The sequence below is a fragment of the Janthinobacterium sp. GW822-FHT07A03 genome (assembly GCF_058798815.1).
Genome location: NZ_JBXAKW010000005.1, coordinates 426,889 through 452,233, shown reverse-complemented (window position 1 = coordinate 452,233; position 25,345 = coordinate 426,889). Strand labels below are relative to the sequence as shown.

Below are 25,345 nucleotides of genomic sequence, written 5' to 3'. Positions count from 1 at the left end.
CCCTGGTGTCGCTCGCCCCCGCGAAATTGCATTCTGTCGCACCGTGCTGGTGCGCCCGCGTGCGCTTGGGTACAGTCTGATCATCGACAACGGCCATGCCACGGAAAATACCATGCACACCACCTTGCACTTGAAAAACAGCTTGAAAGCCGTGGCGCTGCTGGCTTGTGTGCTGCTCGCCACCGTCATCGTCATCCACGCACAGCAGGCGCCACAAACGCCATTGCTGCTGAGCCAGGCAAGCATGCTGCTGCCGGCAGTGGGATGAAGCGGCGCAGCGGATGGACAGGAAGAATATGATGAACAAGCAAGATTATCTCGAGGCGCTGCGGCGCGCGCTGGCGGGCTTGCCACCGGACCTGGTGGCCAAGACCATGGACTATTACGAACAGACCTTCATCGAAGGGGCGGCGGCCGGCCGCAGCGAGCACGAGATCGCCGACGAACTGGGCGACCCGAAGAAAATCGCCCTCACCTTGCGCAGCAACACCCACCGCCAGGCGTTCGAACAAAGGAAGACCCCCGTCAACCTGCTGCGCCTGCTCGTCTCGCTGGTGGGCCTGGCCATCTTCAACCTGTTCATGGTCGTGCCTGCCGCCGTGTACGCGGCCCTGCTGGCCGCCCTGTATGCCGTCGGCCTGAGCTTTTACCTGGCCGGCATCGCCATCACGGCCAGCGGCTTGTCCGGTGCCAACGAGCTGGTGCTCGACGGCCCCCTGCGCCACGTCTTCATGCATGACGATGATGGCGGCGAAGGCGGCGAACGGCGCGAAACGCGCATCACCATCGGCGACGCGGGCATCGAAGTCGATCACCTGCCCGGACCCGCCAAAGCCGAACCCGAGTCGCCGGGCGCGTCGTCGCGCGTGATGGAGCGGGCCGAAGCGCTGGCTGGCGGCGGCATCCGCATCTCCACCGACATGGACCGCGATGCGCGCACCACGCAAACCGTCTTCGGCATGGGCATGCTGCTCGGCGGCATCGCCATCTTCCTGCTCAGTCTGGTGGTCACGCGCTATACCTTGATCGGCATCAAGCGCTACATCGCCATGAATGTTTCCCTCCTCAAAGGTCACTAGAAAGGCTGCCATGAAACGCTTATTCAAAGTCGGCCTGTCCATGTTCCTGCTGGCCTTGGTCCTGATCGCCATGTCGTATGCGGCGCTGCGCGCCAAGGGGATCAGCAATCCCAGCAGCGCTGCCGGCCGCGCCGTGCGCAGCGAAACGCGCCCCATTTCCGCCGATATCAACAGCATCGACCTGGCCGGCCCCATCAACCTCATGCTGCGCCGCGGCGCCACGCCATCGATGAAGGTGAGCGGCGAACAGCGGCTGCTGTCGAACGTCGACACGACGGCCGATGGCACGACCCTGCATATCGGCCCGAAAGGCATGCTGTTTCACCATCGCCAGCCGCTGCTGGTGGAACTGGTGCTGCCAGCCCTCGTGCGGATGGAAGTGCATGGCAATGGCGACACCAAGATCACGGGCTTTTCCGGCGACAGTTTTATCCTGGAAGTAACGGGCTCGGGCGACGTCAGCTTCACGGGCCGCTACAAGCAGGTGCAAGCGACCGTCAACGGCAGCGGCGACCTCGACATCAATGCCGGCAACAGCGACAGCGTGGTGCTGGAAATGGTGGGTTCCGGGCGCATCGCCGCCAGCGGCAACACGAAATTCCTGCGCGCCGACCTGAGCGGCTCCGGCGACATCGATGCCGAGCACCTGGCCGCCGACAAGGCCAGCGTCAGCCTGCAAGGCTCGGGCCAGAGCACCGTCTTCGTGCGCGACGCCGCCAACCTGACCCTGCGCGGCAGCGGCGACATCCACGTGCACGGCAACCCGCGCCAGCGCGAGACCCAGAAAAGCGGTTCAGGCGACATCATCTGGCATTGATGATGACGGTTCTCTAACGACTCTTTTCCAGCCACGCCACCGCCTGCTCGCCGGCTGCCTTGCCTTGCGCCAGGCAGGCCGTCAGCAGGTAGCCGCCCGTCGGCGCTTCCCAGTCCAGCATTTCCCCCGCCACGAACACGCCCGGCATGGCGCGCAGCATGCTGCCTTTGACACCGTCGAAATCCACGCCGCCGGCACTGCTGATGGCTTCATCGATGGGGCGCGGACGCTTGAGCGTGACGGGCAGCAGCTTGATGGCGGCCGCCAGCCTGGCCTCGTCGGCAAAGTCGGCAGCGCTCAGGCATTCGCGCAGCAAGCCCGATTTCACGCCCTTGATGCCCAGACGGCTGTTCAGGTGACTGGACATGGAACGGGAGCCGCGCGGGCGCGTCACTTCCTCGAACACGCGTTCATGGCTGTGGTCGGGCGCCAGGTCGAGCCAGATGGTGGCGTGGCCGTCGCGCACGATCTGCTCGCGCAGCGCGGCCGACATGGCATAGATCAGGCTACCCTCGACGCCGCCCGCCGTGATGACGAACTGGCCCTGGCGCTTGATCATGCAGTCATCGATATCGCGCGCCGAGATGGCCACCGTCGCCAGCGGTTCGCCCGCATGGCGGCTGCTGAAATGCGCGCTCCAGTCCACGTCGAAGCCGCAATTGGCCGGCGCCAGGGGCGCCACGGCGATGCCGCGCTCCTGCAGCAGCGGCACCCAGGCGCCGTCCGAACCGAGCCGCGCCCAGCTGCCGCCGCCCAGCGCCAGGATCACGGCGTCAAAGGTGAAGCGGCGCTCGCCGTCCGGCGTGGCAAAGGCCAGCTGGCCATCCTGCCAGCCCGTCCAGCGGTGGCGCATGTGAAATTGCACGCCCGCTTCGCGTAGGCGGTGCAGCCAGGCGCGCAGCAGCGGCGCCGCCTTCATGTCGGTGGGGAAGACGCGGTTCGACGAGCCGACGAAGGTCTCCACGCCCAGGCCATGCACCCAGTCGCGCACTTTTTGCGGGCCGAACTGGTCCAGCGCCGGTTTCACGCTGTGCGACTGCCGGCCGTAGCGCGAGACGAAGGACTGGTAGCCTTCCGCGTGCGTGATATTCATGCCGCCGCGCCCTGCCAGCAGGAATTTGCGGCCGACGGACGGCATGGCGTCGAACAGTTCCACCCTCGCCCCCTGCCCGCTGGCCGCCTGGGCGGCCATCAGGCCGGCGGGGCCGCCGCCGATGACGGCGATGTGGAAGGGAGGAAGGCTGGAATGGGTCATGGCAAGCTGGGAAGACGGTGAAAACCCCGGCATTTTAGTCGAGATAAGGCCCGGAGATGGCAAGAATGCCGAAAAATGATGCATACTGCGCGCAGATGCCGCAACGACCGGCGGCTTGACTTCACGCGACAACGCGACGACAAGAGGAGAAACACATGGGCGCAGGATTCTGGATTTCCCGTTATTTGCTGGCCAGCTCGATCTTATTCATCATCCTGACGGTGGTCGAGTACAGCAAGGGCACCACCAGCGGCGCCGACATCCTCAGCGCGCTGGCCTGGTCGCTGGTGGCGTCGGCCATCTTCATCGGCTCGAAATACTGGCGCTACCGCAAGGCCGTCGCCTGCGAGGCGTGCAGCGGGGACAAGCCGAAAACCAGGTCGTCATGAAAAAACGGCCACTTCGATGAAGTGGCCGTTTCATTTTTGACAAGCGGGATCAGCCGCCCGTCACGGGCGGGAAGAACGCCACTTCATCGCCTTCAGCGATCACGGTGTCGGCGTCGCACATCACCTGGTTATGCGCCATGCGCAGCGCGCGGCCCTGCGCCAGCGCATATTCCCAGTTGCCGCCGCGGGCGATCAGCAAGCTTCTCACCTCGCCCACCGTCAGCCGCGGCCCGGCTACTTCCAGTACTTCCTGGCCCGTGCCCACCAGCTCGCGCACGCTGGCAAAAAAACGCAGATTGATCTTCATCAAGGCTTCCTTAGTACAGCAATTCGTTAAACGGGATAAAACGCAGCATGTCGCCGCGCGCGATCGACAGCCCCGGCGGGCAATCGATCAAGCCGTCGCCCCACACGGTGGACGTCAGCACGCCCGAACTCTGGTTGGCGAACAATTCCAGCTCGCCGTCGTCATTGACTTTGGCGCGCAGGAACTCGTTGCGCTTGTCCGCCTTCAGGCGTTCGAACGCGGCCGGCAGCTGGTAGCTGCGCGGCGCCAGGCTGCCCGCCACGCCCTGCAGGCGCAAAATGAAGGGGCGTACGAACAGCAGGAAGGTAACGAAACTGGACACGGGATTGCCGGGCAAGCCGACAAAGAAGGCGTCGCCCACTTCGCCGAAGGCCAGGGGTTTGCCCGGCTTGACGGCGATCTGCCACATGTTCAGCCGCCCTTCCGCTTCCACGGCCGGCTTGATATGGTCTTCCTCGCCCACGGACACGCCGCCCGAGGTGATGATCAAATCATTGCCCTGCGCCGCCTGGCGCAGCACGGCTCGCGTGGCGTCCAGGCTGTCGGGCACGATGCCCAGGTCCGTGATCTCGCAGCCGAGGTTTTCCAGCAGGCCGCGCAAGGTAAAACGGTTCGAGTTGTAGACGGCGCCCGGCGCCAAAGGTTCGCCCGGCATGGCCAGTTCGTCGCCCGTAAAGAAGACGGCAACGCGCAGCTTGCGCAGCACGGGCACTTGGGCCAGCCCCACGGAGGCGGCCAGGCCCATTTCCTGGCTGCGCAGGCGCCGGCCGGCGCCGAGGATTTCGCCGCCGGCGCGGATATCCTCGCCCTGGCGGCGCACCCATTCGCCCGCGTGCGGCACGTGGTTGACCGTCACCACGCCGTCAAGCACCGTGCACTGCTCCTGCATGACGACGCAATCGGCGCCTTCGGGGATCAGCGCGCCCGTAAAGATGCGCGCGGCCGTTCCCGGCTGCAAGGGCTGGCCCACGTGGCCGGCCGCGATGCGCTGCGACACGGGCAAGCTGGCCGCGCCGCTGGCGCAATCGCTGGCGCGCACGGCATAGCCATCCATCTGCGTGTTGTCGCGTTCGGGCACGTTCAGGGCCGACGTCTGCGCCGTGGCCAGCACGCGGCCATTGGCGCGCATGGTGTCGACCAGTTCCACCTCGGCCACCGGGCGCGCCGCGCCCAGCATGAAGGCTTGCGCCTCGGCCACCGACAGCATCGGTTTGCGTACAGTGCTGGCTTCTGTCATCACAGTCCCGTGTTCGAGGCGATATACGCCTTCATTTTTTCCACGTCGGCATCCATCACGACAAACTTTTGCGGCAAGTCTTCGATGTTTTCGAAGCCGGCCGGGCGTTCCGCGTCCACGCCCAGCGCTTCGAGGATGGTTTCGTTGAACTTGGCCGCCAGCGCCGTTTCCAGCACGATCATCGGCACGTTCGGCTCCAGGTGCTCGCGCGCCACCTTGATGCCGTCGGCCGTGTGCGTGTCGATGGTGATGCCGTAGTCGTCGGCGACGTCGCGGATGGTGTCGAGGCGGTCCTGGTGCGTGGACTTGCCCGACTTGAAGCCGTATTTGGCTACCAGCTTGAATTCGTCGCCGTCGCTGCCAGGCTTGCCGGACAAATCGAAGCCGCCGTGGGTTTCCACTTTCGTGAACAGGGCGCGCACGCGCTCGCTGTCGCGGCCCACGAGGTCGTAGACGAAGCGCTCGAAGTTCGACGCTTTCGAGATATCCATCGACGGGCTGCTCGTGTGGTACGTCTCGGCCGACTTGCGCACGCGGTAGACGCCCGTGCGGAAGAATTCGTCGAGCACGTCGTTTTCATTCGTCGCCGCCACCAGTTTCGAGATGGGCAAGCCCATCATGCGGGCGATATGGCCGGCGCAGATATTGCCGAAGTTGCCAGACGGCACCGTAAACGACACTTTTTGCTCGTTGCTGGTGGTGGCCGCCAGGTAGCCGCGGAAGTAATACACGACCTGCGCCACGACACGCGCCCAGTTGATGGAATTGACGGTGCCGATCTTCTGTTTCGCCTTGAACGGCAGGTCGTTCGACACGGCTTTCACCATATCCTGGCAATCGTCGAACACGCCTTCGACGGCGATATTGTAGATGTTCGGGTCTTGCAGGCTGAACATCTGCGCCGTCTGGAAGGCGCTCATTTTCTTGTGCGGGGACAACATGAAGACGCGGATGCCCTTCTTGCCGCGCATCGCGTATTCGGCCGCGCTGCCCGTGTCGCCGGACGTGGCGCCGAAGATATTGAGTTCGGCGTCGTGCTTGGCCAGCGTGTATTCGAACAGGTTGCCCAGCAGCTGCATGGCCATGTCCTTGAAGGCCAGGGTCGGGCCGTTCGACAGCGCCTGCAGCATCAGGGTGGTCGATCCGCCCTTGACGACGTTTTCCTCGAGCACGCGCAGCGGCGTGATGTCGGCCGCGTTTTCGCCGGCGCGGGCGTTCTTGTAGACTGCCTTGGTATAGGTTTTCGCCGTCAGCGCCTTCAGGTCCGCGGCCGGGATATCGGTGGCGAACTTCTTCAGGATTTCGTAGGCCAGGTCGGCATACGACAATGTGCGCCAGGCATTGAGCTCGGCACCAGTGACTTGCGGGTAGTGTTCAGGGAGATACAGTCCGCCATCGGGGGCCAGGCCGCCCAGGAGGATGTCGGAGAATTGCTGCAGATTCGATGGCGCTTTGTCAGCGCGGGTAGACACGTAATGCATAGATTTGAAGAGTCCAGTTGAGCTGAGTGCGGTTGATCATGAATGGCAGCGGATATTATAGTGCCAGCCGCTCCCCAAGGCGAATCGCATGCGCACGCAGCCGTCCTGGCCCTCGCCCCTGTTGTCAAACAGCAGCGCCGGGCAGAGGTGAAATCATTGCATTTTGGAAATTTTTGATGGCACGGTCAACGTCCCGCATAAAGATCGGGCCGCATACTGGCGCGTGCGCCTGATTTGCGCCACACTCGTACTTGTCGGCCGCATTGCGGTCATTCATGGAAGCGGTCATGTCGCTGAGTAAAAAACCGTATCTGCAAAGCGCCGCGCTGCGCCCCGACGCCGTCGTCGACCTCGATCACTATCCGTTCACCATCCCCGCCATCCGCGACTTCGTGCACATGGACTTCCACCCCGACGTGACGTTCTTCGTCGGCGAAAATGGCAGCGGCAAGTCGACCATGCTCGAAGCGCTGGCCGTGGGGCTGGGTTTCGGCAAGGATGGCGGCACGCGCAGCGTGCGCATCGCCCTGCCCTCGGACGAGGAATCGGGCTTGCACGCACACTTGCGTCTGAGCAAGAGTTACAAGAAACCGGACAACAGTTATTTTTTGCGCGCCGAGAGCTTTTTCAACGTCGCCACCTATATGGACGAGATGCCCGAATACCTGGGCAGCTACGGCGGCAAGTCGCTGCACGCGCAGTCGCATGGCGAAGCGTTCATGGCGACCCTGATCAACAAGCTGCGCGGCAAGGGGCTGTATCTGCTGGACGAGCCCGAGGCGGCCCTGTCGCCCAGCCGCCAGATGGCGGCATTATCGGTGATCCACCAGCTGGTGCAGGACGACTCGCAGCTGATCATCGCCACCCATTCGCCGATCTTACTTGCCTACCCGAACGCGAAAATCCTGATGTTTACGGGCGGCGGCATCCATGAAGTGGCGTATGAAGACACGGAACACTATGCGGTGACGCGCGATTTCTTGAATCACTACCCGCGCAGGCTGGAGCAGTTGTTTGAGGAGGAGTGAGGTGGTTGTTTGCTGCTTTGGTGATGTCGGCTTACTTATTTGGTGATGTCGGCTTACGCCCTGCGGGCTAAGCCGACCTACGCCGACCTACGCCAACATGCGTTGCTTGCGGCATAGCGTAGGTCGGATTAGCGCTGCGCGCGTAATCCGACGCCACCACCAGCGCATCAACAAGCGGCGTGGTTCACCGTGATGACGTGGACGGCCAGGCCGCCCAAGGACGTTTCCTTGTACTTGTCCTGCATGTCCGCGCCCGTCTGGCGCATGGTTTCGATGACTTCGTCGAGGCTGACGAAGTGCGTGCCGTCGCCCTTCAGCGCCAGCGAGGCGGCCGTAATCGCTTTCACGGCGCCCATGCCGTTGCGCTCGATGCAGGGGATCTGCACCAGGCCGCCGATGGGGTCGCAGGTCATGCCCAGGTGGTGTTCGATGCCGATTTCGGCCGCGTTCTCGATCTGTTCATTCGTGCCGCCCAGGGCCGCCACCAGGCCGGCCGCCGCCATGGCGCAGGCCACGCCCACTTCGCCCTGGCACCCCACTTCGGCGCCCGAGATCGAGGCATTGCGTTTGCACAACATGCCGATGGCGGCTGCCGTCAGCATGAAGCGGCGCACGCCGCCGACCGGATCGCTGGGGCGGCAATCCTGCGCGTAGTAGCGCAGCACGGCCGGGATGATGCCGGCGGCGCCGTTGGTCGGCGCCGTCACCACGCGCCCGCCGGCCGCGTTTTCCTCGTTGACGGCCATCGCGTACAGGCTGACCAGGTGCACGGCGTCGTGCGGCAAGTCGTTGGCGCGGTTGTCCGACGCCTTCGCTTCCTGCGCCAATCGCCATAATTTGGCGGCGCGGCGCTTGACGTTCAGGCCGCCCGGCAGGTTGCCCGTCGTTTCCAGGCCATGCGCGATGCAGTCGCGCATGACGTGCCAGATGCGGTCCAGGCCCGCGTTCAATTCATCGTCGCTGCGCTTGACGCACTCGTTCGCGCGCAGCATTTCAGGGATCGACAGGCCGCTGTCCACGCCATGCGCCAGCAATTGCTCCATGGTGTCGAAGGGGAAGACGACGCGCGCGCTGGCGGCCGATTCCACGGCCGCTTCGGCTTGCGCCTCGCCCGCTTCGCGGATAAAACCGCCGCCGATCGAGTAATACACCTTGTCGATGCGGCTGCCGTCCGCCAGTTTCAGGGTAAAGCGCATGCCGTTCGGATGTTCGGGCAGCGATTCGCTCTTGTGCCAGATCAAGCCCGTGGCAGCCGTAAACGGCACCACGTGCGTGCCCAGCAGCGCGATCTCGCCGGCCGCCTCGATGGCGGCCAGCTTGCTGTCGACTTCGTCGGGCGCCACGTCCTGCGGCGTCTCGCCCATCAAGCCCAGAATGACGGCCTTGTCGGTGGCATGGCCCACGCCCGTCAGCGCCAGCGAGCCATACAGGGCCGCCTCGACGCCCACTACCTGGTCCAGCGGACCGTATTCGACCAGAAAACGCCGCGCCGCCACCATCGGCCCCACCGTGTGGGAACTCGACGGCCCGATGCCGATCTTGAACAGGTCAAATACGCTCATATCCATGTAGTGTCTCTTTATATTAGTATGTTTTTATAAATGCTTGTGTGGGACTCAGGCCGCCTTGGCCGCCTGCCCCGCATCGACATTGGCCAGCATGTCCGTGACCATCTGCTCGACGCCGATCTGCGCCTTCCAGCCCCAGTCGGCGCTGGCCTTGCTGTCGTCCAGGCTTTGCGGCCAGCTGTCGGCGATGGCCTGGCGGCTGTCCGGCTTGTAGCTGATCTTGAAGTCCGGCACCATGCGCACGATGGCTTTCGCCAGCTGCTCGGGGTTGAACGACACGCCGGCCACATTGTAGGACGAACGGATCTTGATCTGCGACACAGGAGCGTCCATCAGTTCGATGGTGGCGCGGATGGCGTCGGGCATGTAGATCATCGGCAGCGTCGTACTCGCATCGAGGAAGCAGTCATAGCGCTCGCCGCGCAAGGCCGCATGGAAGATGGCGATCGCGTAATCGGTGGTGCCGCCGCCCGGAGGCGACTTGTAGCTGATGATGCCAGGGTAGCGGATGCTGCGCACGTCCACGCCATACTTGTTGAAGTAGTACTCGCACAGGCGCTCGCCGGCCAGCTTGCTGATGCCGTACATCGAGGTCGGGTCCATCACCGTCATTTGCGGCGTGTTCACTTGCGGCGTGTTCGGGCCGAAGGCGGCAATCGACGATGGCCAGAAGATGCGCAGCGGTTTGCCCGCTTCGCCGCGCTCGCGCGCCAGTTCCAGGATATTCAGCAAGCCATCCATGTTCAGGCTCCACGCCTTCAACGGGGCCGCTTCGCCCGTGGCCGACAGCATGGCCGCCAGCTGGTACACCTGGGTGATGCCTTCGTCGGCGATGATTTTCGCCAGGCCGTCCTTGTCCAGTACATTCAGCTGCGCGTAGCGCTTGGCCTGGTACAGATTATTCGTGCCGATGTCGCTGGCGATGACGTTGTCCGCGCCGTGCTGCTGCGCCAGCGCGCCCACCAGTTCACTGCCGATTTGGCCGTTTGCGCCGATAACTAAAATGCGTTCCATGGTCTTGTCCTGATATCTTGTTAGTTATTGTTAGTTATTATTGGTTACTGGCAGTGGTCGTCGGCAGCAGGCCCAGTTCCTTGCCCGCCTGCTCGAACGCGGCCAGCACCTGCACCAGCTGTGCGCGGGTGTGGGCGGCGGACAGCTGCACGCGCACCCTGGCCTGGCCCATCGGCACGACCGGGTAGAAGAAGCCCGTCACCAGCACGCCCAGTTCATACAGGCGGGCGGCGAATTTCTGTGCCACGGGCGCGTCGAACAGCATCACGGGAACCACCGGATGGGTGCCCGGCTTGATGGTAAAGCCGATGCGTTCGATCTCGCTGCGGAAGAACGCCGTGTTGTCATGCAGGCGGTCGCGCAGTTCCGTCGACTTGGCCAGGCGCTCCAGCACCGACAGCGAGGCGCCGGCGATCGATGGCGCCAGGGTGTTCGAGAACAGGTAAGGACGCGATTTCTGGCGCAGGGTGTCGATGACTTCCTTGCGCGCCGAGGTAAAACCGCCCATGGCGCCGCCCAGGGCCTTGCCCAGGGTGCCCGTGATGATGTCGATGCGGCCCATCACATTGTGGTGCTCGTGCGTACCGCGTCCCGTCGCGCCCATGAAGCCGGAAGCGTGGCATTCGTCGATCATCACCAGCGCGCCGTACTTGTCGGCCAGGTCGCAGATCTTGTCGAGTTGCGCGATCGTGCCGTCCATCGAGAACACGCCGTCCGTGACAATGACCTTGTGGCGCTTGCCGGCGGCAACCGCCGCCTGCAGCTGCACTTCCAGGTCGGCCATGTCGTTGTGCGCATAGCGGTAGCGGCCGGCCTTGCACAGGCGGATGCCGTCGATGATGGAAGCGTGGTTCAGCGCGTCCGAGATGATGGCGTCGTTTTCATCGAACAGGGGCTCGAATACGCCGCCGTTGGCGTCGAAGGCCGCCGCGTACAAAATCGTGTCTTCGGTGCCCAGGAAGGCGGAAATCGCCTGTTCCAGTTCTTTATGTACGGTTTGCGTGCCGCAGATAAAGCGCACGGACGACAGGCCGTAGCCGTATTTTTGCGTGGCGGCAATAGATGCTTCCTGCGTCTGCAGGTCGCCGGACAGGCCCAGGTAGTTGTTTGCACACATATTGATCAGGGTACGGCCATCGTCGCACACCACTTCAGCGCCCTGGCGCGAGGCGATCACGCGCTCGGGCTTGTACAAGCCCTGCTGGCGCAGTTGATCGAGATTCTGTTGCAGACCGCTGAAAAAGGTGTTCTTCGCTTGCTCGCTCATGATATTCCTTGTGTCCCTGATGTATGCGTGTGGTGTGCGTGTGGTTTCAGCCGCCATAGGGAAAAAGCCGCCGCTTGACCGGTGCGCGCACAATGCTGTACCGTGAAGCGCTGTTTGAAGTCTACACGTTTCCGTGATTTCCTTCAAAATCCACTATTTCGAACTGAAATTCAATATAGTGGATATTACCCAAGCCTTTTGAACTTTGCAAGCCACCTGCCGATGAAAACCAGCGTTTCGACCAATTCTCCCCCTGAAGTGGGTGCCACCCTGCAACGGCTGCGCCTGGCGCGCGGCCTGACACTCGAGGATTTGTCGCGCATCGCAGGCGTCTCGAAGTCCATGCTGTCGCAGATCGAGCGCGAAAAAGCCAATCCCACCATCGCCATTACGTGGCGCCTGGCCAACGCCCTGGGCGTGCAGATCGGCGAATTGCTGTCGAGCGCCGAAAAAGCCGTGGAAACCATCCGCATCACGGATGCCCACGAAACCCCCACCCTGCCCGGCGACCACGCGGGCTACGTGCTGCGCATCCTGGGACCGATGGAACTGGCCGGCAAATACGAATGGTATGAAGTGACCCTGGCGCCCGGTGGCGAACTGGCCTCGCAGCCGCACGACCCGGGCACCACCGAGCATTTGACGGTGATCCACGGCAACCTGGAACTGGAAGTGGGCGCGGCGAAGAAAAAGGTCAAGAATGGCGGCACGGCACGCTATCCGGCGGACCAGCCGCATACGATACGCAATCTTGGAAAAACCGAGGGCAAGGCCCTGCTGGTGGTGATCCATCGATAAGGCACGCCTGCAGTGCGCAATATGTCCATATGGCTATGCTAAGATTTTAGTATAGACAAGATTTCCAGGCCTGGATGTCTTCGCAGAGCGTCGCGGCACATCCCGGCTCGTCCCTCCGTCACGCCGCGCGCGGCATCCAGGCCTCCACCGCCTACACGGAGCCACAGCGATGACCATTTCCGACAGCACCACCACCTTCCACGACAAGAAAGTCGTCCAGTACGACCCGGACCTGCCGTTCGACGCCTCTCCCGGCATCGTCTACCGCCTGTCGCTCGAATACGACGACGAGCGCAAGATGGAGGAACTGATCGCCGGCTTCCTCGGCAAGGCCGACAAGGGCGCGCTCGAAGCGCTGATCATCGGCATGTGGGGCGACCCGTACGAATCGGGCGCCGACGAAGTGATGGCCGCGCTGATCGCCCACGCGCCGCAGCTGCCGAAGCTGCGCGCCCTGTTCATCGGCGACATGACGTACGAAGAATGCGAAATCTCGTGGATCGTGCAAGGCAGCTACAAGCCCCTGCTCGATGCCTTCCCGCTGCTGGAAGAATTGCGCATCCGCGGCGGCAATGAGCTCGTCATCGAGCCGTTCGCGCACCAGCACCTGCGCCGCTTCACCATCGAAGCGGGCGGCCTCGATCAAAAGATCGCCGAAGCGCTGGCCCAATCGAGCATGCCGCAGCTGGAACACCTGGAACTGTGGCTGGGAACGGACGACTATGGCTTCTCGGGCGACGTGGACCTGTACCGCAAGGTGCTGGCGCAGCTGACCGTGCCCACCCTGAAATACCTCGGCTTGCGCGACGCGGAAATCGCCGACGACCTGGCCGTCTGGCTGGCGGAAGAACCGCTGGTGGCGCAGCTCGACACGCTGGACCTGTCGCTGGGCACCATCGGCGACCTGGGCGCCGTGGCCGTGCTCAATCACACGCAGCTGGGCACGTTGAAGCGCCTGGACCTGTCGCACCACTACATCTCGGAAGAAAACCAGGCCAAGCTGAAGACGCTGCCCTTCGAGGTGGTGCTGGACGACCCGCAGGAAGAGGACGAGGACGACGGCGAAAGCTACCGCTACGTGGCCGTGGGCGAATAAGCGGAGCTTCGCCCTTTGCACACGCAACTCACCCTGCTGGCGACACAGGGCAGCAAGCGCGTGCGCCTGATGCAGGCGGCGCGCGCGCAACTGCGCCTGCCGCCCGCGCAAGTGCTGGAATGGCGCGACTGGCTGACGCAGCCGGCGCTGCTCGAGGAAGCCTTGCGCCAGCCTGGCCTGCTGAAGATCGAACCGCCCGGCGACGATCCCGCCGCCCACCGGCTGTTGCTGCAGGCGGGCTGCAGGCTGCTGGAGCGTCCACCGGTCGCTGCGCCCGAACACGGCGAACTGCTGGCCATGGATGCGTGGTTTGCCGGTTTTACGGCGGCCATGGCGGCCCTGGCGGCGCAACTGGCTGATTTTCCGCAAACGCGCGTGCTCAATGCGCCGGCCGAAATCAGCCGCATGACGGACAAGCTGGCTTGCCAGCGCCACCTGGCCGCACACGGCATCGCCATTCCCAGCCTGCTCGGCCCCGTGCACGGCTACGAGCATCTGCAAGCGCTGCTGCTCCAGCATGACCTGGACCGCGTCTACCTGAAACCGCGCTACGGCTCGTCGGCGTCCGGCGTCGTCGCCTACCGCCGGAACAAGACGGGCCGCCAGCAAGCCACCACCTCGGCCACATTATCGCGCGCGGATGGCGAGACGCGCTTGTTCAACGTCAAGCGCATGGCGCGCTACGAGACGACCGCCGACATCGCGGCCCTCGTCGATGCGCTGGCCGCACAGGAACTGTATGCGGAAGCGTGGCTGAACAAGCCCCGCTGCGGCGACAGCCACTACGACCTGCGCGTGGTCACCGTGGCGGGCCAGCCCGCGCACCGCGTGGCGCGCATCGGACAGCACATGATGACGAATCTGCACCTCGACAACCGGCGCGGCGACGCGTCCGGCCTCCTGAACGCAGCCGACCTGGCCGCGCTGGAAGACACCGCCGCCCAAGCCGCGCGCGCCTTCCCCGCCAGCCACGTGACGGGCTACGACCTGGTCGTGCGCCACGGCCAGGCCCACGTGCTGGAAGCGAACGCCTTCGGCGACCTGCTGCCCGGCCTGCTCTGGCAAGGCATCGATACTTACACGGCGCAATTGGCCCATGCTTAAAGAAACACCGATCATCCCCGACATGCACGCCGTCGTCGGCAGCCACGACATCGTCTTCATCACGCTCGACACCTTACGCTTTGACGTGGCGCAAGCCCTGTACGAGGCGGGCGAATTGCCCGTGCTGGGACGTTTTTTACCGCCGGGCGGCTGGGAACGCCGCCACTCGCCCGCCACGTTCACGTATGCGGCGCACCAGGCCTTCTTCGCGGGCTTTCTGCCCACGCCGGCCGCGCCGGGCCGCCATCCGCGCCTGTTCGCTTCCGCCTTCGCGGGCAGCGAAACGACCTCACCGCACACGTTCGCGTTCGAGCAGGCCGACCTGCCCGCCGCACTGGCCGCGCGCGGCTACCGCACCATCTGCATCGGCGGCGTGGGCTTCTTCAACAAGCAGACCGCCTTGGGCTGCGTGCTGCCGTCGCTGTTCCAGGAAAGCCACTGGAGCGCGGGCATGGGCGTGGCCAGCCGCCATTCGACGCAAAAGCAGGTGGCGCTGGCGACCCAGCTGCTGGCGCAAAACGATCAACGCACTTTTTTGTTCATCAACGTGGCCGCCCTGCACACGCCGAACCGCGCCTACCTGCCCGGCTGCCGCGCCGACTGCCTGGACAGCCACGCTGCTGCCCTGCGTTATGTGGACGGCGCGCTGGCGCCCTTGTTTGCCGCCTGCGCCGCGCGTGCGCCCACGTTCGCCATCGTCTGCTCGGATCACGGCAGCGCGTATGGCGAAGACGGCTACCGGGGCCACAGGGTCGCCCACGACAGCGTGTGGAACGTACCTTACGCGCACTTTTTCATTGATTCTTTACCACCGCATTCCAAGGGAGCCGCACCGTGAATCCATCCGAACAGCCGGGCACCCTGGCGCAGCGCATGCGCCACACGCCCTACCAGGCGTATTCCTATTCGTATCCGCACAAGGCGGCCTACCGCGCCTTGCCGCAGGCGGCGCCCCTGGCGCCCCTGTGGGCGCAGCAGGACCGTTCCGCCCTGTTCGCGTATATCCATATTCCGTTTTGCGAGATGCGCTGCGGCTTTTGCAACCTGTTCGCCATGGCCCGCCCCGGCGCCGACATGGTCGAGCGCTACGTGCAGCAAGTGCTGGTGCAGATGCGCGCACTCAACGGCGTACTGGGCGAACGGCGCTTCGCCCGCTTCGCGCTGGGCGGCGGCACGCCCACCTATCTGTCGCCCGCGCAGCTGGACACCCTGCTGTGCGGCGCGCGCGACATCCTCGGCATTGACCTGCAACACACGCCGGCCGGCATCGAAGCCTCGCCCGAAACCATCACGTTTGAGCGGCTGGCCGTGTGCCGCGCGCACGGCATCGACCGGGTCAGCCTGGGCATCCAGAGCTTTGCCGCCGGCGAAATGCGCGCGCTGGCCCGCCCGCAGCAGAACGCCACCGTCCATCACGCCATCGGTCTGATACGCGCAGCCGGCTTTCCCACCCTGAACCTGGACCTGATCTACGGCATCGCGGGGCAAACGGTCGCCAGCCTGCTCGCGTCCATCGACAGCGCGCTGGCCTTCCGGCCCGAGGAAATCTATCTGTACCCGCTGTACGTGCGGGAACAGACGGGTCTTGGAAAAGTGGCGCGGCGCCAGGGCGCGGAGTCGCTCAACCCCATCATGCTGGCGCGCGATGGCGACAGCCGCCTGACCCTGTACGCGGCCGCGCGCGACCATTTGCGCGCCCAGGGCTATGAGCAGGTCTCCATGCGCATGTTCCGCGCCCCCCATGCGCCGGAACAAGACGGTCCTTCGTACTGCTGCCAGAATGACGGCATGGTGGGCCTGGGCGCGGGCGCCCGCTCCTACACGTCGCGCCTGCATTATTCGAGCGAATACGCGGTGGCGCGGCTTGATACCATCAACATCATCGACAACTACCTGGCACTCGATGAAGCGCGTTTTGCGCAGGCCGAACATGGTTACCAGCTCGATGACGAAGAACAGCGCCGGCGCTACGTGATCCAGTCGCTGCTGACGCAACCGGGCCTGGACCGCGACGCCTACGCGGCGCGCTTCGGCTCCCGCTGCGAAGCAGACTTGCCGCAGCTGGCCGAGCTGCACGCGCTGGAATTGGCGGAGGAAGACGGTCCGCTGCTGCGCCTGAATGACCGGGGCTACAGCTACGCCGACACCATCGGCCCCTGGCTGGCATCGGGCACCGTGCGCGCGCTGATGGCCGAAGGCGGCCAGGCGTGCTGACAGCGCCGCCGGGTTTCGCGCAAGCGGGCACGCTGTCCCTGCTGTACCGGGGCACGCTGGCCAGCTGCAACTACGCCTGCGGCTACTGCCCGTTCGCCAAGAAGCGCGACAGCCGCGCCGCGCTGGCCCGCGACGCGCGCGAAGTGGCGCGCTTTACCGGCTGGGTGACGGCACAGAAGCGCCCCATCGGCGTGCTGTTCACGCCCTGGGGCGAGGCGCTGGTGCGGCGCCATTACCGGAACGCGATGCAGACCCTGGCCAGCCTGCCCCACGTGCGCCAGGTGGCGCTGCAGACGAATCTGTCCGGCCCCCTGGACTGGCTGGAGAACATGGACGGGCTGGAAAAGGTCGGCCTGTGGTGCACCTACCACCCGGACCAGACGACCTTGTCCCGCTTTCTCGCCCGCTGCGCCCGGCTCGATGCCATGGGTGTGCGCTATTCCGTCGGCGTCGTCGCCATGACCGAACACCTGGACGCCATCCGCGCCCTGCGCGCGGCCCTGCCGGCCCACGTCTACCTGTGGCTGAACGCCTACGACCGGCGCGGCCCCGGCTACTACGCGGTGGAAGACCTGGCCTGGCTCGACGCCGTCGACCCGTGGTTCGCGCAAAACCGGCGCCCTTCGCCCTCGCGCAATAAACCGTGCCTGGCGGGCGAGGCGTCGCTGTCCGTCGATGGCGACGGCGAACTGGCGCGCTGCCACTTCGTGCCCGAGCGCCTGGGCAACCTGTACACGGATGAGCTGGCGGACCTGCTGCAGGAACGCCCCTGCCCCCGCTTCAAGTGCGACTGCTACATCGGCTACGCGCAGCGCAAGGATTTGCCGTTCCAGTCCACGTTTGAAAACGGCGTACTGGCGCGCATCGCGCCTTTGCACAGGACGTAAAAAAGCGCGGGCCAACCGCACCCGCGCTTTTTATCAATCAGATTACGATACTTACAACGCCGAACAAAACCGTAGCGAGCGGAAGGGAGTTGCGGCCGAGAAGCGCAACTGTACGAAGGTACAGTGAGCATCGCAGGCCGTAAATCACGACGCGCAGTAGGTTTTGATCGGTGTCCTTAGCTAGATTACTGCGCCGCCACCTTGGCCGGCTCCGCCACTACCGGTGTCATCTTCAGCGAACGGCTGAGGAAGCCCCAGCGGTCGGCCACTTCTTCGATCTGCTTGGTCGTCGGCTTGCCGGCGCCATGGCCCGCCTTGCTGTCGATGCGGATCAGCACGGGTGCCGGGCCGCCTTGCGCTGCCTGGGCAGCGGCGGCGAACTTGAAGCTGTGGGCCGGCACGACGCGGTCGTCGTGGTCGGCCGTCGTGATCATGGTAGCCGGGTAGCAGCCGCCCGCCTTCAGGTTGTGCAGCGGCGAGTATTTCACCAGCGCCTTGAACTGCTCGGCGTCGTCCGACGAGCCGTAGTCAGGCACCCAGCCCCAACCCACGGTGAACTTGTGGAAACGCAACATATCGAGCACGCCCACCTGCGGAATCGCCGCGGCGAACAGGTCGGGACGCTGCGTCATGGCCGCACCCACCAGCAGGCCGCCATTGCTGCCGCCGCCGATCGCCAGCTTGGATGGCGAGGTGACCTTGTTGTCCACCAGCCATTGCGCCGCACCGATGAAATCGTCGAACACGTTTTGCTTGTTCAGCTTGGTACCAGCCTGGTGCCAGGCTTCGCCGTACTCGCCGCCGCCGCGCAGGTTGGCCATCACATAGACGCCGCCCATTTCCACCCAGGCAAGATTCGCCACGGAGAAGCTTGGCGTGAGCGAAATATTGAAGCCGCCATAGCCGTACAGATAGGTCGGATTCGTGCCATCGAGCTTCATGCCTTTTTTCGAGACGATGAACATCGGCACCTTGGTGCCGTCGCGGCTGGTGAAGAATTGCTGGCGCGTTTCAAAGGCGTTCGGGTCGAAATCGACCTTCGGCTGGCGGTACACGCTGCTCTTGCCCGATTTCATGTCGTAGCGGTAGATGGTCGCCGGCGTCGTGAAGCTGGTAAACGAGTAGAACGTTTCCGTATCGCCACGCTTGCCCGCGAAACCGCCGGCCGAACCGATGCCCGGCAGCGCCACTTCACGCACCAGCTTGCCTTTCAGATCGACGATCTTGATTTGCGTTTGCGCATCTTTCAAGTAATCGAGTACCAGCTGGTTGTTGATCAGGTTGACGGCGACCAGGGTTTCCGCGCTTTGCGGCACGATCTCTTTCCAGTCGGCGGGCGCGGGTTTGCGCGTATCAATGGCGATCACGCGCGATTTCGGCGCCTTGTTGTCCGTCTTGAAGAAGAACACGGGACCGTCATTGTCGATGAACGAGTACGATGCGTCGAATTCTTCCAGCAAGCCCACCACCTTGGCATTCTTCTGGCGCAAGTCCTTATAAAAAACGCGGTTCTTGCGTTCCGTGCCTTGCGAAGCCGTGATGATCAGATAATTGCCATCGTCGCTGACGACGCTGCCGCCGAACGCCCATTCCTTCTGGTCGGGACGGTCGAAGACGAGCACGTCGTCGCTTTGCGGCGTGCCGATCTTGTGGAAATACAATTTCTGGAAGTAATTGATATCGGCCAGCTTGGTTGCCTCGTTCGGCGCGTCATAGCGGCTGTAGAAGAAACCGGTGTTGTCCTTGGTCCACGAGGCGCCCGAGAACTTGGCCCACTTGATGTGGTCCGTCAAATCCTTGCCTGATTCGATGTCGCGCACTTTCCACTCGTTCCAGTCGGAACCGGAGGCGGACGTGGCGTAGGCCAGGTACTTGCCGTTCGGGCTGATCGAGGTGCCGGCCAGCGCCACCGTGCCGTCCGTCGACAGGGTATTCGGGTCCAGCAGCAGGCGCGGCTCGTCCGTCAGCTTTTTCACCGTGTACAGCACGGCCTGGTTCTGCAAGCCATCGTTGCGGCTGTAGAAGTAGCGGCCGCCCTGCTTCGTTGGCGTAGTGAAACGCTCATAATTCCACAGCTTGGTCAGGCGCTGCTTGATCGCGGCGCGCTCGGGGATGGTGCCCAGGTACGATTGCGTCAGCTTGTTTTGCGCCGCGACCCATTCGCCCGTTTCCGCGCTGTTGGCATCTTCCAGCCAGCGGTACGGGTCGGCGATGGTGGTGCCGAAATAGCTGTCTTGCTGGTCGACTTTTTTGCTGACCGGATACGTCACGGGGGCGCCGTCGCCGGCCGGGCAGGATTGTGCCAGGGCATTGCCACCGAAAGCGGCCAGCAAGCTGCATATGAGGGTTGCACTACGTAATTGCATGGGTTGTTTGTCTCATTGTTGGATGTCGAGGAAAGCAGGCCGCACACACATGCCGCGGCTGCCCATGTTGACTTTCGCCAAGAGAAATCATAGCGCGGATTGCCACTTTTAAAGCACAGTTATCCGATGGATTTGCCATCTTTTGTTTGGCAAATTCACATGGATTACCATGATAAATCTCGCTTTCGACGGAATCGGCAAACTGACGTTCATACAAGAAACATTATCAAAAGAAAAGTCGTTTCATCAAGCTGTCATAAATCTTCTTTACTATCGGCAACATGTTCATGGCCCGTCCAGAGGCCGTGCCGCCACATCCGCCTATGTACACTCTCGCCCTCCCCTCTGCCACCGCCGCGCCGCCCCCCGCGACGCCATCGAACGTCGCTTACCTGAAGCCGCCATCGGCCAGCATGACCATCGAAGGGACGGATGCCTTGCACGAGATCCTGGCGGGCCGCAAGCTCAGCGCGCTGTTCCAGCCCATCATCCACATGCACAGCGGCGACATCATCGGCTACGAAGGCTTGATACGGGGACCGTCCGACAGCCCCCTGCACGCGCCGATGAATCTGTTCAAGGTAGCGCGCGCGCACGACCTGACCCTGGAAGTGGAACACCTGTGCCGGCAAGTGGTGCTGGAGCGCTTTGCCGAGCTGCAACTGCCAGGAAAACTGTTTCTCAACGTCAGCCCGGAATGCCTGCTGCTGCGCAATGCGCGCCATGGCGAAACCCTGGAATACATCGAGCACATCGGCATCAATCCGGACCGGGTGATCATCGAGCTGACGGAAAACCAGCCCACCTATGACTACGAGCTGATGCGCGAAGCGGTGCTGCATTACCGCAACATGGGTTTCCAGATCGCCATCGACGACCTGGGCGAAGGCTTTTCCAGCCTGCGCCTGTGGTCGGAACTGCGGCCCGAATACGTGAAGATCGACATGCATTTCATCCAGGGCATCAACAATGACCCCGTGAAACTGCAATTCGTGCGCTCCATCCAGGAAATCGCGGAAAAATCGGGCACCCTGGTGATCGCCGAAGGCATCGAGGCGCAAACGGAATTGCTGGTCTTGCGCGACCTGGGCGTGGCGTTCGGCCAGGGTTATCACCTGGGCCGGCCCAATGCGGTGCCGGCGCGCGCCTTGCCGGCCGAAGTGGTGCAGGCGCTGGGGCGCAACGGCGTGGCCGTGTATCCGCAGCGCAGCAGCCTGGAAAAGAACGGCGCCAGCATCCGCAAGCTGCTGCACCGGGTGGCGGCCGTCTCGCCGCAACTCAACAACAACGAGGTGTACGACATCTTCCTGAAGGAACCGAAGCTGATGATCATCCCCGTCGTCGATGACGGCGTGCCGCTGGGCCTGATCAGCCGCTTCGAAATGATCGACCACTTCGCCCGCCCCTACCAGCGCGAACTGTACGGCAAGAAATCATGCAGCCTGTTCATGGATGCCACGCCCCTGATCGCCGACCACGAAACGAGCTTGCAGGAACTCAGCTACACCATGGTGCAGTCCGACGCCCATCACCTGTTCAACGGCTTCATCATTACCGAACACGGCCGCTACCTGGGCATGGGCACGGGCCACGACCTGATGCGCGAAATCACGCAGATGCAGATCAACGCGGCCCGCTACGCCAACCCGCTGACGCAACTGCCCGGCAACGTGCCCATCAACGAGCATATCGACCGCCTGCTGCACAGCGCTGCCCGCTTCTGGGTCTGCTATTGCGACCTCGACCACTTCAAGCCCTTCAACGATGTGTACGGCTACCGCAAGGGCGACGACGTGATCCAGCTGACGGGAGAAATCCTCAGCGGCCATTGCGACCCGAACCGCGACTTCATCGGCCACATCGGCGGCGACGATTTCATGATCCTGTTCCAGAGCGAAGACTGGGAAACGCGCTGCCAGGCCATGCTGGACGACTTCGCGGCCGCCATCCTCGCCTACTACAGCAGCAGCGACTGCGAACGGGGCGGCTACATCAGCGAAGACCGGCAAGGCAAGAAAGTGTTTTATTCATTGATCAGCCTATCGCTGGGCGTGATCAAGGTCGAGGCACACCAGTACTACACGCACCATCAGATCGCCACGCAGGCGGCGGAAGCGAAGAAACAGGCGAAGAAAATCCACGGCAACAGCCTGTTCCTGGACCGGCGGCAAGGCGCGGCCGTGGCGCGCATGGATGCCTAGCCAGGGTTCAACGGCGCATCAAATACGCACGAGGTCGGCAAACGCATTGCTGCTGCGCGCATCGGGCACGAATGCCAGGCTGACGTGCGCGCCATCGCGGCGCGCCTGCACGCGGTAGCTGCCCGCCGGCACGTCCACGAACAGGCCGCCGTATGCCGTGTCCGGTTCCAGGCCGCCGCCCGTGACGTCTTCCCCGGCGCCGATGAAGACACGGCCCGAGGCGACGGCCAGGTGCACGCTCGCATGCGGCTCGGCAAGTTCGGCGTGCAAGGCGATATCATACGCGCCGTCGTCGCCCATGTTGAAAAACGCCGCCTGGCCCGCATTCACGGCCGCCAGTTCCGCGCTCGGGAGGCTCCACCAGTCGCAGTCATCGTCGAGCTTGTGGCGCAGGAGGGCCGGGTCGAACACGCACAAGGTCGCCGTGCCGGTCACAATACGGACGGAAATGCCTGCCGTCATGCGGCCGGCGGCGCCGGTCCCAGCAAAGGCTGGCTCTCCACGTACTGCGCGCTCGCTTGCGCCTGCCACGGAAAATGGCCATCGCGCGACGGCCAGACGATCTGGTACAAGGTGAAATCATCGCCCTGGTAATACCAGCGCGCATAGCCGACATAGTTGCGGTATTGCTCGACGGGCACGCGCACGAAGGCGCACGGATGACCTTCCAGCAAGGCATCCGTGGTGACCGTGAAATCCGTGATGGCGCCGCTGCGCACGGCATCGAGCGCCACGTCGAGTATCTGGTGAGCCATGGAACGCGGCAAGCCCATGATGAGGAATTCAGGCTGGCCGAAACTGTGGCCGGCGCCTATGGTAAACGCATAGCCGGGACCTTCTTCGTCGGCACCGATATGCACGCCATGCCAGCCATGCGTGGCGATGTCGTCGATGACTTTTTGCTCGGATGCATCCTCGCCTGCCTGCCTTACCATGTTCCACCTTTCACTGTGCCGAAAACCGCGCCGCCTTCGCGACATGCTCTTCGGCAATTATCGCATGCGGCGCGCATCGCTGCGCGCACGGTGCCGGCGCTTCAGTCGGGCGGCGGCAGCGGCGGCGAGCGCACCTGGTGCCATTGCCGCATGCGCCGCTGCGCCTCTTCCAGCTGTGCCGGCTCCAGCCTGGCGGCGGCAGCCTCCCGTGCCCTGGCCGCTCCGCTGTCGCCGCCCTCGGCCGCCAGCGCCAGCCACATGTAGCCGCAGACGGGATCCTTTTCCACGCCGCGCCCGCTGTTGTACATGCCGCCCAGATTGTACTGCGCCAGCGCATGGCCCTGGCCGGCCGCGCGCGCATACCATTGCACGGCCTGGCCATCGTCTTGCGGCACGCCATGGCCGTTCGCATACATGACGCCCAGGTTGTTCTGCGCGCTGGCATCGCCCTGCTCGGCGGCCGTGCGGTACCAGCGCACGGCGCACGCGTCGTCGCGCTCCACGCCCTGGCCATTGGCATACATCACGCCCAGGTTGAACTGCGCATTCGACGCGCCCTGGGCCGCCGCCTTCGCATACCAGTCCAGCGCCTGGCGCAAGTCGCGGACAACGCCGCGCCCGCCCGCAAACATGCCGCCCAGATTGTATTGCGCCATGCAATGGCCTTGCGTCGCGGCGCGCCGGTACCAGGCGACGGCGCGCGCCTCGTCCCGGTCCACGCCCTGGCCGCGCGCCAGCATCAGGCCCAGGTTGAACTGGGCGTCGGCGTCATCCTGCTCGGCCGCCCGCTGCAGCCAGGCGTAGGCGCGCAGCTGGTCGGGCGCCACGCCCAGGCCTTCCGCATACGCCACGCCGAGTTGCCGCTGCGCCACGGCCAGGCCCTGGGCGGCGGCCTGGCGGAACCAGGCCAGCGCCTGCGCGTCGCTTTGCGCCACGCCCTGGCCCCGCTTGTAGACGAGTCCCAGGTTCAGCTGCGCCTGCGCATCGCCCTGCAAGGCGGCCTTGCGGAACCAGGCCAGGGCCAGCGCATCGTTCTTCTTCGCGCCCATCCCTTGCGCATAGGCTTCTCCCAGCAAGGATTGCGCGCTGGCCACGCCCTGTTCGGAGGCGCGGTAAAACCACGCCAGGGCCAGCTCGTCGCTCTGCAGCACGCCACGCCCCTTGCGGTACATCTGCCCCAGGTTTTGCTGGGCAGAGGCATCGCCCTGGGCGGCCGCGCGGCGGAACCACAGCACGGCGTCTTCGTCGCTCTGCGCCACGCCGCGGCCGTGGTAATACAGGGCGCCCAGGTGGTTCTGCGCGAAAGCCAGCCCTTGCAGCGCGGCCAGGCGCAGCCAGACAAAGGCGCGCGCATCGTCCTGCGCCACACCCTCGCCCTTCTTGTACATCAATCCCAGGTTGAACTGGGCATAGGCATTGCCCTGCTCGGCAGCCGTGCGGAACCAGATATACGCTTCGTGGCTATCTCTGGCAGTATGGTGCTTGTCCATGTGCGCCCCCATCCACATTGCGCTTGCCGGCAGCACGCGCAAAACGGCGGCCCAGGGCGGCGAAATCGTGTGTTGCTTAAATTTTAAATTCGATGCGGGGAAAGGACTTGAGCAGGCTCAAATGAAATAACAAAATTATATCGTTTTGATGAGCCCGCTTGGATGCGATACGCCGATCAGCGGCGCGATGGGTGCTTTTGCAGGAATTGCGGCACCTTGGCGGCGGCCAGCTTGTTCAGCGACACGAGGAGGTCGGCGTCGACATCGGCGATGCCGTAGCTGCTGCGCAGGTGGCGGCCGATATGGATCAATACTTGCGCCGCCACTTCCGCATCGGACTCGGCCCTGTGGGCGGCGCTCTTGAAGGCAATGCCCAGCTGGCTCGACAGCAAGCCCAGCTTGTAGCTGGCCATGCCGGGAAACACGCGGCGCGACAGTTTCAGGGAGCACACGAGCGACTGGTGCGCCGGCGTCAGGTTCAGCCTGGCGCTTTCCGCGCGCAGGAATTTTTCATCGAAGCTGGCATTGTGCGCCGACAAGGCATCGCTGCCGATAAAGTCCAGCAACCGCGGCACCACCTCGGCCACGGGCGGCGCCTTGTCCACCATGGCCTGCGTGATGCCCGTCAAGCCCGTGATGAACGCGGGAATGCGCGCATTGCAGTTGATCAGGGTCACATAGCGGTCCGTGATCTGCCCGCCCTCAATGCGCAAGGCCGCCACTTCCGTGATGCGGTCGCCCATGTCGGGAGACAAGCCGGTCGTCTCGAAGTCGATCATGACGATCGGTTTGTCAAACACATTCATGGGGCG

25 protein-coding genes are annotated in these 25,345 nt (G+C 64.0%); 12 read left to right on the top strand and 13 right to left on the bottom strand.

Translation table 11 applies throughout. The features are described from left to right. The first annotated feature begins 112 nt into the window (after nt 1-112). The 3 genes from AC1RJW_RS16875 to AC1RJW_RS16865 are packed head-to-tail and all read left to right on the top strand — an operon-like array spanning nt 113 to nt 1,896. Nucleotides 113-268 carry a hypothetical protein gene (locus AC1RJW_RS16875; protein ID WP_493045957.1) on the top strand — a complete coding sequence of 52 codons (156 nt, stop codon included), beginning with the start codon at nt 113-115 and terminating at the stop codon, nt 266-268. A 28-nt stretch (nt 269-296) separates the two neighbouring features. Next, entirely contained in the window at nt 297-1,079 is a 783-nt protein-coding gene (locus AC1RJW_RS16870) for a DUF1700 domain-containing protein (RefSeq protein ID WP_493045956.1), read from the top strand. A gap of 10 nt (nt 1,080-1,089) precedes the next feature. Next, entirely contained in the window at nt 1,090-1,896 is an 807-nt protein-coding gene (locus AC1RJW_RS16865) for a head GIN domain-containing protein (RefSeq protein ID WP_493045955.1), read from the top strand. 13 nt (nt 1,897-1,909) lie between these two features. On the opposite strand, the gene AC1RJW_RS16860 is transcribed toward AC1RJW_RS16865, so the two are convergent. Next, a complete protein-coding gene (locus tag AC1RJW_RS16860; protein WP_493045954.1) occupies nt 1,910-3,151 on the bottom strand; it encodes a TIGR03862 family flavoprotein in 1,242 nt (413 codons plus the stop codon). 155 nt (nt 3,152-3,306) lie between these two features. Between AC1RJW_RS16860 and AC1RJW_RS16855 the strand changes: the two genes are divergently transcribed. Further along, complete coding sequence (locus AC1RJW_RS16855; RefSeq protein ID WP_493045953.1) at nt 3,307-3,540, top strand: hypothetical protein; 234 nt, start codon at nt 3,307-3,309, stop codon at nt 3,538-3,540. A 49-nt stretch (nt 3,541-3,589) separates the two neighbouring features. On the opposite strand, the gene moaD is transcribed toward AC1RJW_RS16855, so the two are convergent. From moaD to AC1RJW_RS16835, 4 genes are all read right to left on the bottom strand, one after another. Next, complete coding sequence (gene moaD, locus AC1RJW_RS16850) at nt 3,590-3,847, bottom strand: molybdopterin converting factor subunit 1 (RefSeq protein WP_493045952.1); 258 nt, start codon at nt 3,845-3,847, stop codon at nt 3,590-3,592. Nucleotides 3,848-3,857: 10 nt separating this feature from the next. Further along, on the bottom strand, nt 3,858-5,084 hold the full coding sequence (locus AC1RJW_RS16845; protein ID WP_493045951.1) for a molybdopterin molybdotransferase MoeA: 1,227 nt from the start codon (nt 5,082-5,084) through the stop codon (nt 3,858-3,860). Beyond that, entirely contained in the window at nt 5,084-6,565 is a 1,482-nt protein-coding gene (thrC, locus tag AC1RJW_RS16840; protein ID WP_493045950.1) for a threonine synthase, read from the bottom strand. Before thrC ends, AC1RJW_RS16845 begins: the two co-directional genes overlap by 1 nt. A 124-nt stretch (nt 6,566-6,689) precedes the next feature. Further along, the gene (locus AC1RJW_RS16835; RefSeq protein ID WP_493045949.1) at nt 6,690-6,842 is read right to left on the bottom strand and encodes a hypothetical protein; all 153 of its coding nucleotides are present in this window, start codon (nt 6,840-6,842) and stop codon (nt 6,690-6,692) included. A 10-nt stretch (nt 6,843-6,852) separates the two neighbouring features. On the opposite strand from AC1RJW_RS16835, the gene AC1RJW_RS16830 reads away from it, so the two are divergent. Further along, the gene (locus AC1RJW_RS16830; RefSeq protein WP_493045948.1) at nt 6,853-7,593 is read left to right on the top strand and encodes an AAA family ATPase; all 741 of its coding nucleotides are present in this window, start codon (nt 6,853-6,855) and stop codon (nt 7,591-7,593) included. A 167-nt stretch (nt 7,594-7,760) separates the two neighbouring features. Here AC1RJW_RS16830 and AC1RJW_RS16825 read toward each other — a convergent pair whose 3' ends face one another. Genes AC1RJW_RS16825 through kbl form a run of 3 tightly spaced genes read right to left on the bottom strand, consistent with a single transcriptional unit; the run spans nt 7,761 to nt 11,442 of the window. Beyond that, nucleotides 7,761-9,161, bottom strand: coding sequence for an L-serine ammonia-lyase (locus AC1RJW_RS16825; protein ID WP_493045947.1), 1,401 nt, complete (start codon nt 9,159-9,161; stop codon nt 7,761-7,763). A 48-nt stretch (nt 9,162-9,209) separates the two neighbouring features. Then, nucleotides 9,210-10,175 (bottom strand): NAD-dependent epimerase/dehydratase family protein, encoded by a 966-nt coding sequence (locus AC1RJW_RS16820; protein WP_493045946.1) that lies wholly within the window; start codon nt 10,173-10,175, stop codon nt 9,210-9,212. 37 nt (nt 10,176-10,212) lie between these two features. Continuing rightward, a complete protein-coding gene (kbl, locus tag AC1RJW_RS16815; RefSeq protein WP_493045945.1) occupies nt 10,213-11,442 on the bottom strand; it encodes a glycine C-acetyltransferase in 1,230 nt (409 codons plus the stop codon). A gap of 222 nt (nt 11,443-11,664) precedes the next feature. Here kbl and AC1RJW_RS16810 point away from each other — a divergent pair, with 222 nt between their 5' ends. From AC1RJW_RS16810 to AC1RJW_RS16785, 6 genes are all read left to right on the top strand, one after another. Beyond that, nucleotides 11,665-12,240 carry a helix-turn-helix domain-containing protein gene (locus tag AC1RJW_RS16810; protein ID WP_070218654.1) on the top strand — a complete coding sequence of 192 codons (576 nt, stop codon included), beginning with the start codon at nt 11,665-11,667 and terminating at the stop codon, nt 12,238-12,240. 169 nt (nt 12,241-12,409) lie between these two features. Continuing rightward, the gene (locus AC1RJW_RS16805) at nt 12,410-13,336 is read left to right on the top strand and encodes an STM4015 family protein (protein ID WP_493045943.1); all 927 of its coding nucleotides are present in this window, start codon (nt 12,410-12,412) and stop codon (nt 13,334-13,336) included. Nucleotides 13,337-13,351: 15 nt separating this feature from the next. After that, nucleotides 13,352-14,440 (top strand): STM4014 family protein, encoded by a 1,089-nt coding sequence (locus AC1RJW_RS16800; RefSeq protein WP_493045942.1) that lies wholly within the window; start codon nt 13,352-13,354, stop codon nt 14,438-14,440. Then, on the top strand, nt 14,433-15,278 hold the full coding sequence (locus tag AC1RJW_RS16795; protein ID WP_493045940.1) for an STM4013/SEN3800 family hydrolase: 846 nt from the start codon (nt 14,433-14,435) through the stop codon (nt 15,276-15,278). Before AC1RJW_RS16800 ends, AC1RJW_RS16795 begins: the two co-directional genes overlap by 8 nt. After that, on the top strand, nt 15,275-16,654 hold the full coding sequence (locus tag AC1RJW_RS16790) for an STM4012 family radical SAM protein (RefSeq protein WP_493045938.1): 1,380 nt from the start codon (nt 15,275-15,277) through the stop codon (nt 16,652-16,654). The genes AC1RJW_RS16795 and AC1RJW_RS16790 overlap by 4 nt, the downstream gene beginning before the upstream one ends. After that, complete coding sequence (locus AC1RJW_RS16785) at nt 16,648-17,541, top strand: STM4011 family radical SAM protein (RefSeq protein WP_493045936.1); 894 nt, start codon at nt 16,648-16,650, stop codon at nt 17,539-17,541. Before AC1RJW_RS16790 ends, AC1RJW_RS16785 begins: the two co-directional genes overlap by 7 nt. Nucleotides 17,542-17,726: 185 nt before the next feature. Here the strand turns inward: AC1RJW_RS16785 and AC1RJW_RS16780 are convergent, their stop codons facing one another. After that, nucleotides 17,727-19,907 (bottom strand): prolyl oligopeptidase family serine peptidase, encoded by a 2,181-nt coding sequence (locus AC1RJW_RS16780; RefSeq protein WP_493045935.1) that lies wholly within the window; start codon nt 19,905-19,907, stop codon nt 17,727-17,729. Between the two features lie 413 nt (nt 19,908-20,320). Between AC1RJW_RS16780 and AC1RJW_RS16775 the strand changes: the two genes are divergently transcribed. Next, nucleotides 20,321-22,108 (top strand): GGDEF domain-containing protein, encoded by a 1,788-nt coding sequence (locus AC1RJW_RS16775; RefSeq protein ID WP_493046057.1) that lies wholly within the window; start codon nt 20,321-20,323, stop codon nt 22,106-22,108. An 18-nt stretch (nt 22,109-22,126) separates the two neighbouring features. Here the strand turns inward: AC1RJW_RS16775 and AC1RJW_RS16770 are convergent, their stop codons facing one another. The 4 genes from AC1RJW_RS16770 to AC1RJW_RS16755 all read right to left on the bottom strand — a co-directional run bounded on the left by AC1RJW_RS16770 (nt 22,127) and on the right by AC1RJW_RS16755 (nt 25,339). Then, nucleotides 22,127-22,570 carry a DUF6386 family protein gene (locus AC1RJW_RS16770; protein ID WP_493045934.1) on the bottom strand — a complete coding sequence of 148 codons (444 nt, stop codon included), beginning with the start codon at nt 22,568-22,570 and terminating at the stop codon, nt 22,127-22,129. Continuing rightward, a complete protein-coding gene (locus AC1RJW_RS16765) occupies nt 22,567-23,043 on the bottom strand; it encodes a DUF4262 domain-containing protein (RefSeq protein ID WP_493045933.1) in 477 nt (158 codons plus the stop codon). The genes AC1RJW_RS16770 and AC1RJW_RS16765 overlap by 4 nt, the downstream gene beginning before the upstream one ends. Before the next feature lie 101 nt (nt 23,044-23,144). Then, entirely contained in the window at nt 23,145-24,533 is a 1,389-nt protein-coding gene (locus AC1RJW_RS16760; protein ID WP_493045932.1) for a tetratricopeptide repeat protein, read from the bottom strand. Nucleotides 24,534-24,709: 176 nt separating this feature from the next. After that, nucleotides 24,710-25,339: a 3'-5' exonuclease gene (locus AC1RJW_RS16755; RefSeq protein WP_493045931.1), complete on the bottom strand. Its 630-nt coding sequence runs from the start codon at nt 25,337-25,339 to the stop codon at nt 24,710-24,712. Nucleotides 25,340-25,345 lie beyond the last annotated feature (6 nt).

Coding starts and splice junctions, on each gene's coding strand:
- AC1RJW_RS16875 (WP_493045957.1), top strand. CDS start 113: ATGCACACCACCTTGCACTTGAAAAACAGCTTGAAAGCCGTGGCGCTG.
- AC1RJW_RS16870 (WP_493045956.1), top strand. CDS start 297: ATGATGAACAAGCAAGATTATCTCGAGGCGCTGCGGCGCGCGCTGGCG.
- AC1RJW_RS16865 (WP_493045955.1), top strand. CDS start 1,090: ATGAAACGCTTATTCAAAGTCGGCCTGTCCATGTTCCTGCTGGCCTTG.
- AC1RJW_RS16860 (WP_493045954.1), bottom strand. CDS start 3,151: ATGACCCATTCCAGCCTTCCTCCCTTCCACATCGCCGTCATCGGCGGC.
- AC1RJW_RS16855 (WP_493045953.1), top strand. CDS start 3,307: ATGGGCGCAGGATTCTGGATTTCCCGTTATTTGCTGGCCAGCTCGATC.
- moaD (WP_493045952.1), bottom strand. CDS start 3,847: ATGAAGATCAATCTGCGTTTTTTTGCCAGCGTGCGCGAGCTGGTGGGC.
- AC1RJW_RS16845 (WP_493045951.1), bottom strand. CDS start 5,084: ATGACAGAAGCCAGCACTGTACGCAAACCGATGCTGTCGGTGGCCGAG.
- thrC (WP_493045950.1), bottom strand. CDS start 6,565: ATGCATTACGTGTCTACCCGCGCTGACAAAGCGCCATCGAATCTGCAG.
- AC1RJW_RS16835 (WP_493045949.1), bottom strand. CDS start 6,842: ATGAATGACCGCAATGCGGCCGACAAGTACGAGTGTGGCGCAAATCAG.
- AC1RJW_RS16830 (WP_493045948.1), top strand. CDS start 6,853: ATGTCGCTGAGTAAAAAACCGTATCTGCAAAGCGCCGCGCTGCGCCCC.
- AC1RJW_RS16825 (WP_493045947.1), bottom strand. CDS start 9,161: ATGGATATGAGCGTATTTGACCTGTTCAAGATCGGCATCGGGCCGTCG.
- AC1RJW_RS16820 (WP_493045946.1), bottom strand. CDS start 10,175: ATGGAACGCATTTTAGTTATCGGCGCAAACGGCCAAATCGGCAGTGAA.
- kbl (WP_493045945.1), bottom strand. CDS start 11,442: ATGAGCGAGCAAGCGAAGAACACCTTTTTCAGCGGTCTGCAACAGAAT.
- AC1RJW_RS16810 (WP_070218654.1), top strand. CDS start 11,665: ATGAAAACCAGCGTTTCGACCAATTCTCCCCCTGAAGTGGGTGCCACC.
- AC1RJW_RS16805 (WP_493045943.1), top strand. CDS start 12,410: ATGACCATTTCCGACAGCACCACCACCTTCCACGACAAGAAAGTCGTC.
- AC1RJW_RS16795 (WP_493045940.1), top strand. CDS start 14,433: ATGCTTAAAGAAACACCGATCATCCCCGACATGCACGCCGTCGTCGGC.
- AC1RJW_RS16780 (WP_493045935.1), bottom strand. CDS start 19,907: ATGCAATTACGTAGTGCAACCCTCATATGCAGCTTGCTGGCCGCTTTC.
- AC1RJW_RS16775 (WP_493046057.1), top strand. CDS start 20,321: ATGACCATCGAAGGGACGGATGCCTTGCACGAGATCCTGGCGGGCCGC.
- AC1RJW_RS16770 (WP_493045934.1), bottom strand. CDS start 22,570: ATGACGGCAGGCATTTCCGTCCGTATTGTGACCGGCACGGCGACCTTG.
- AC1RJW_RS16765 (WP_493045933.1), bottom strand. CDS start 23,043: ATGGTAAGGCAGGCAGGCGAGGATGCATCCGAGCAAAAAGTCATCGAC.
- AC1RJW_RS16760 (WP_493045932.1), bottom strand. CDS start 24,533: ATGGACAAGCACCATACTGCCAGAGATAGCCACGAAGCGTATATCTGG.
- AC1RJW_RS16755 (WP_493045931.1), bottom strand. CDS start 25,339: ATGAATGTGTTTGACAAACCGATCGTCATGATCGACTTCGAGACGACC.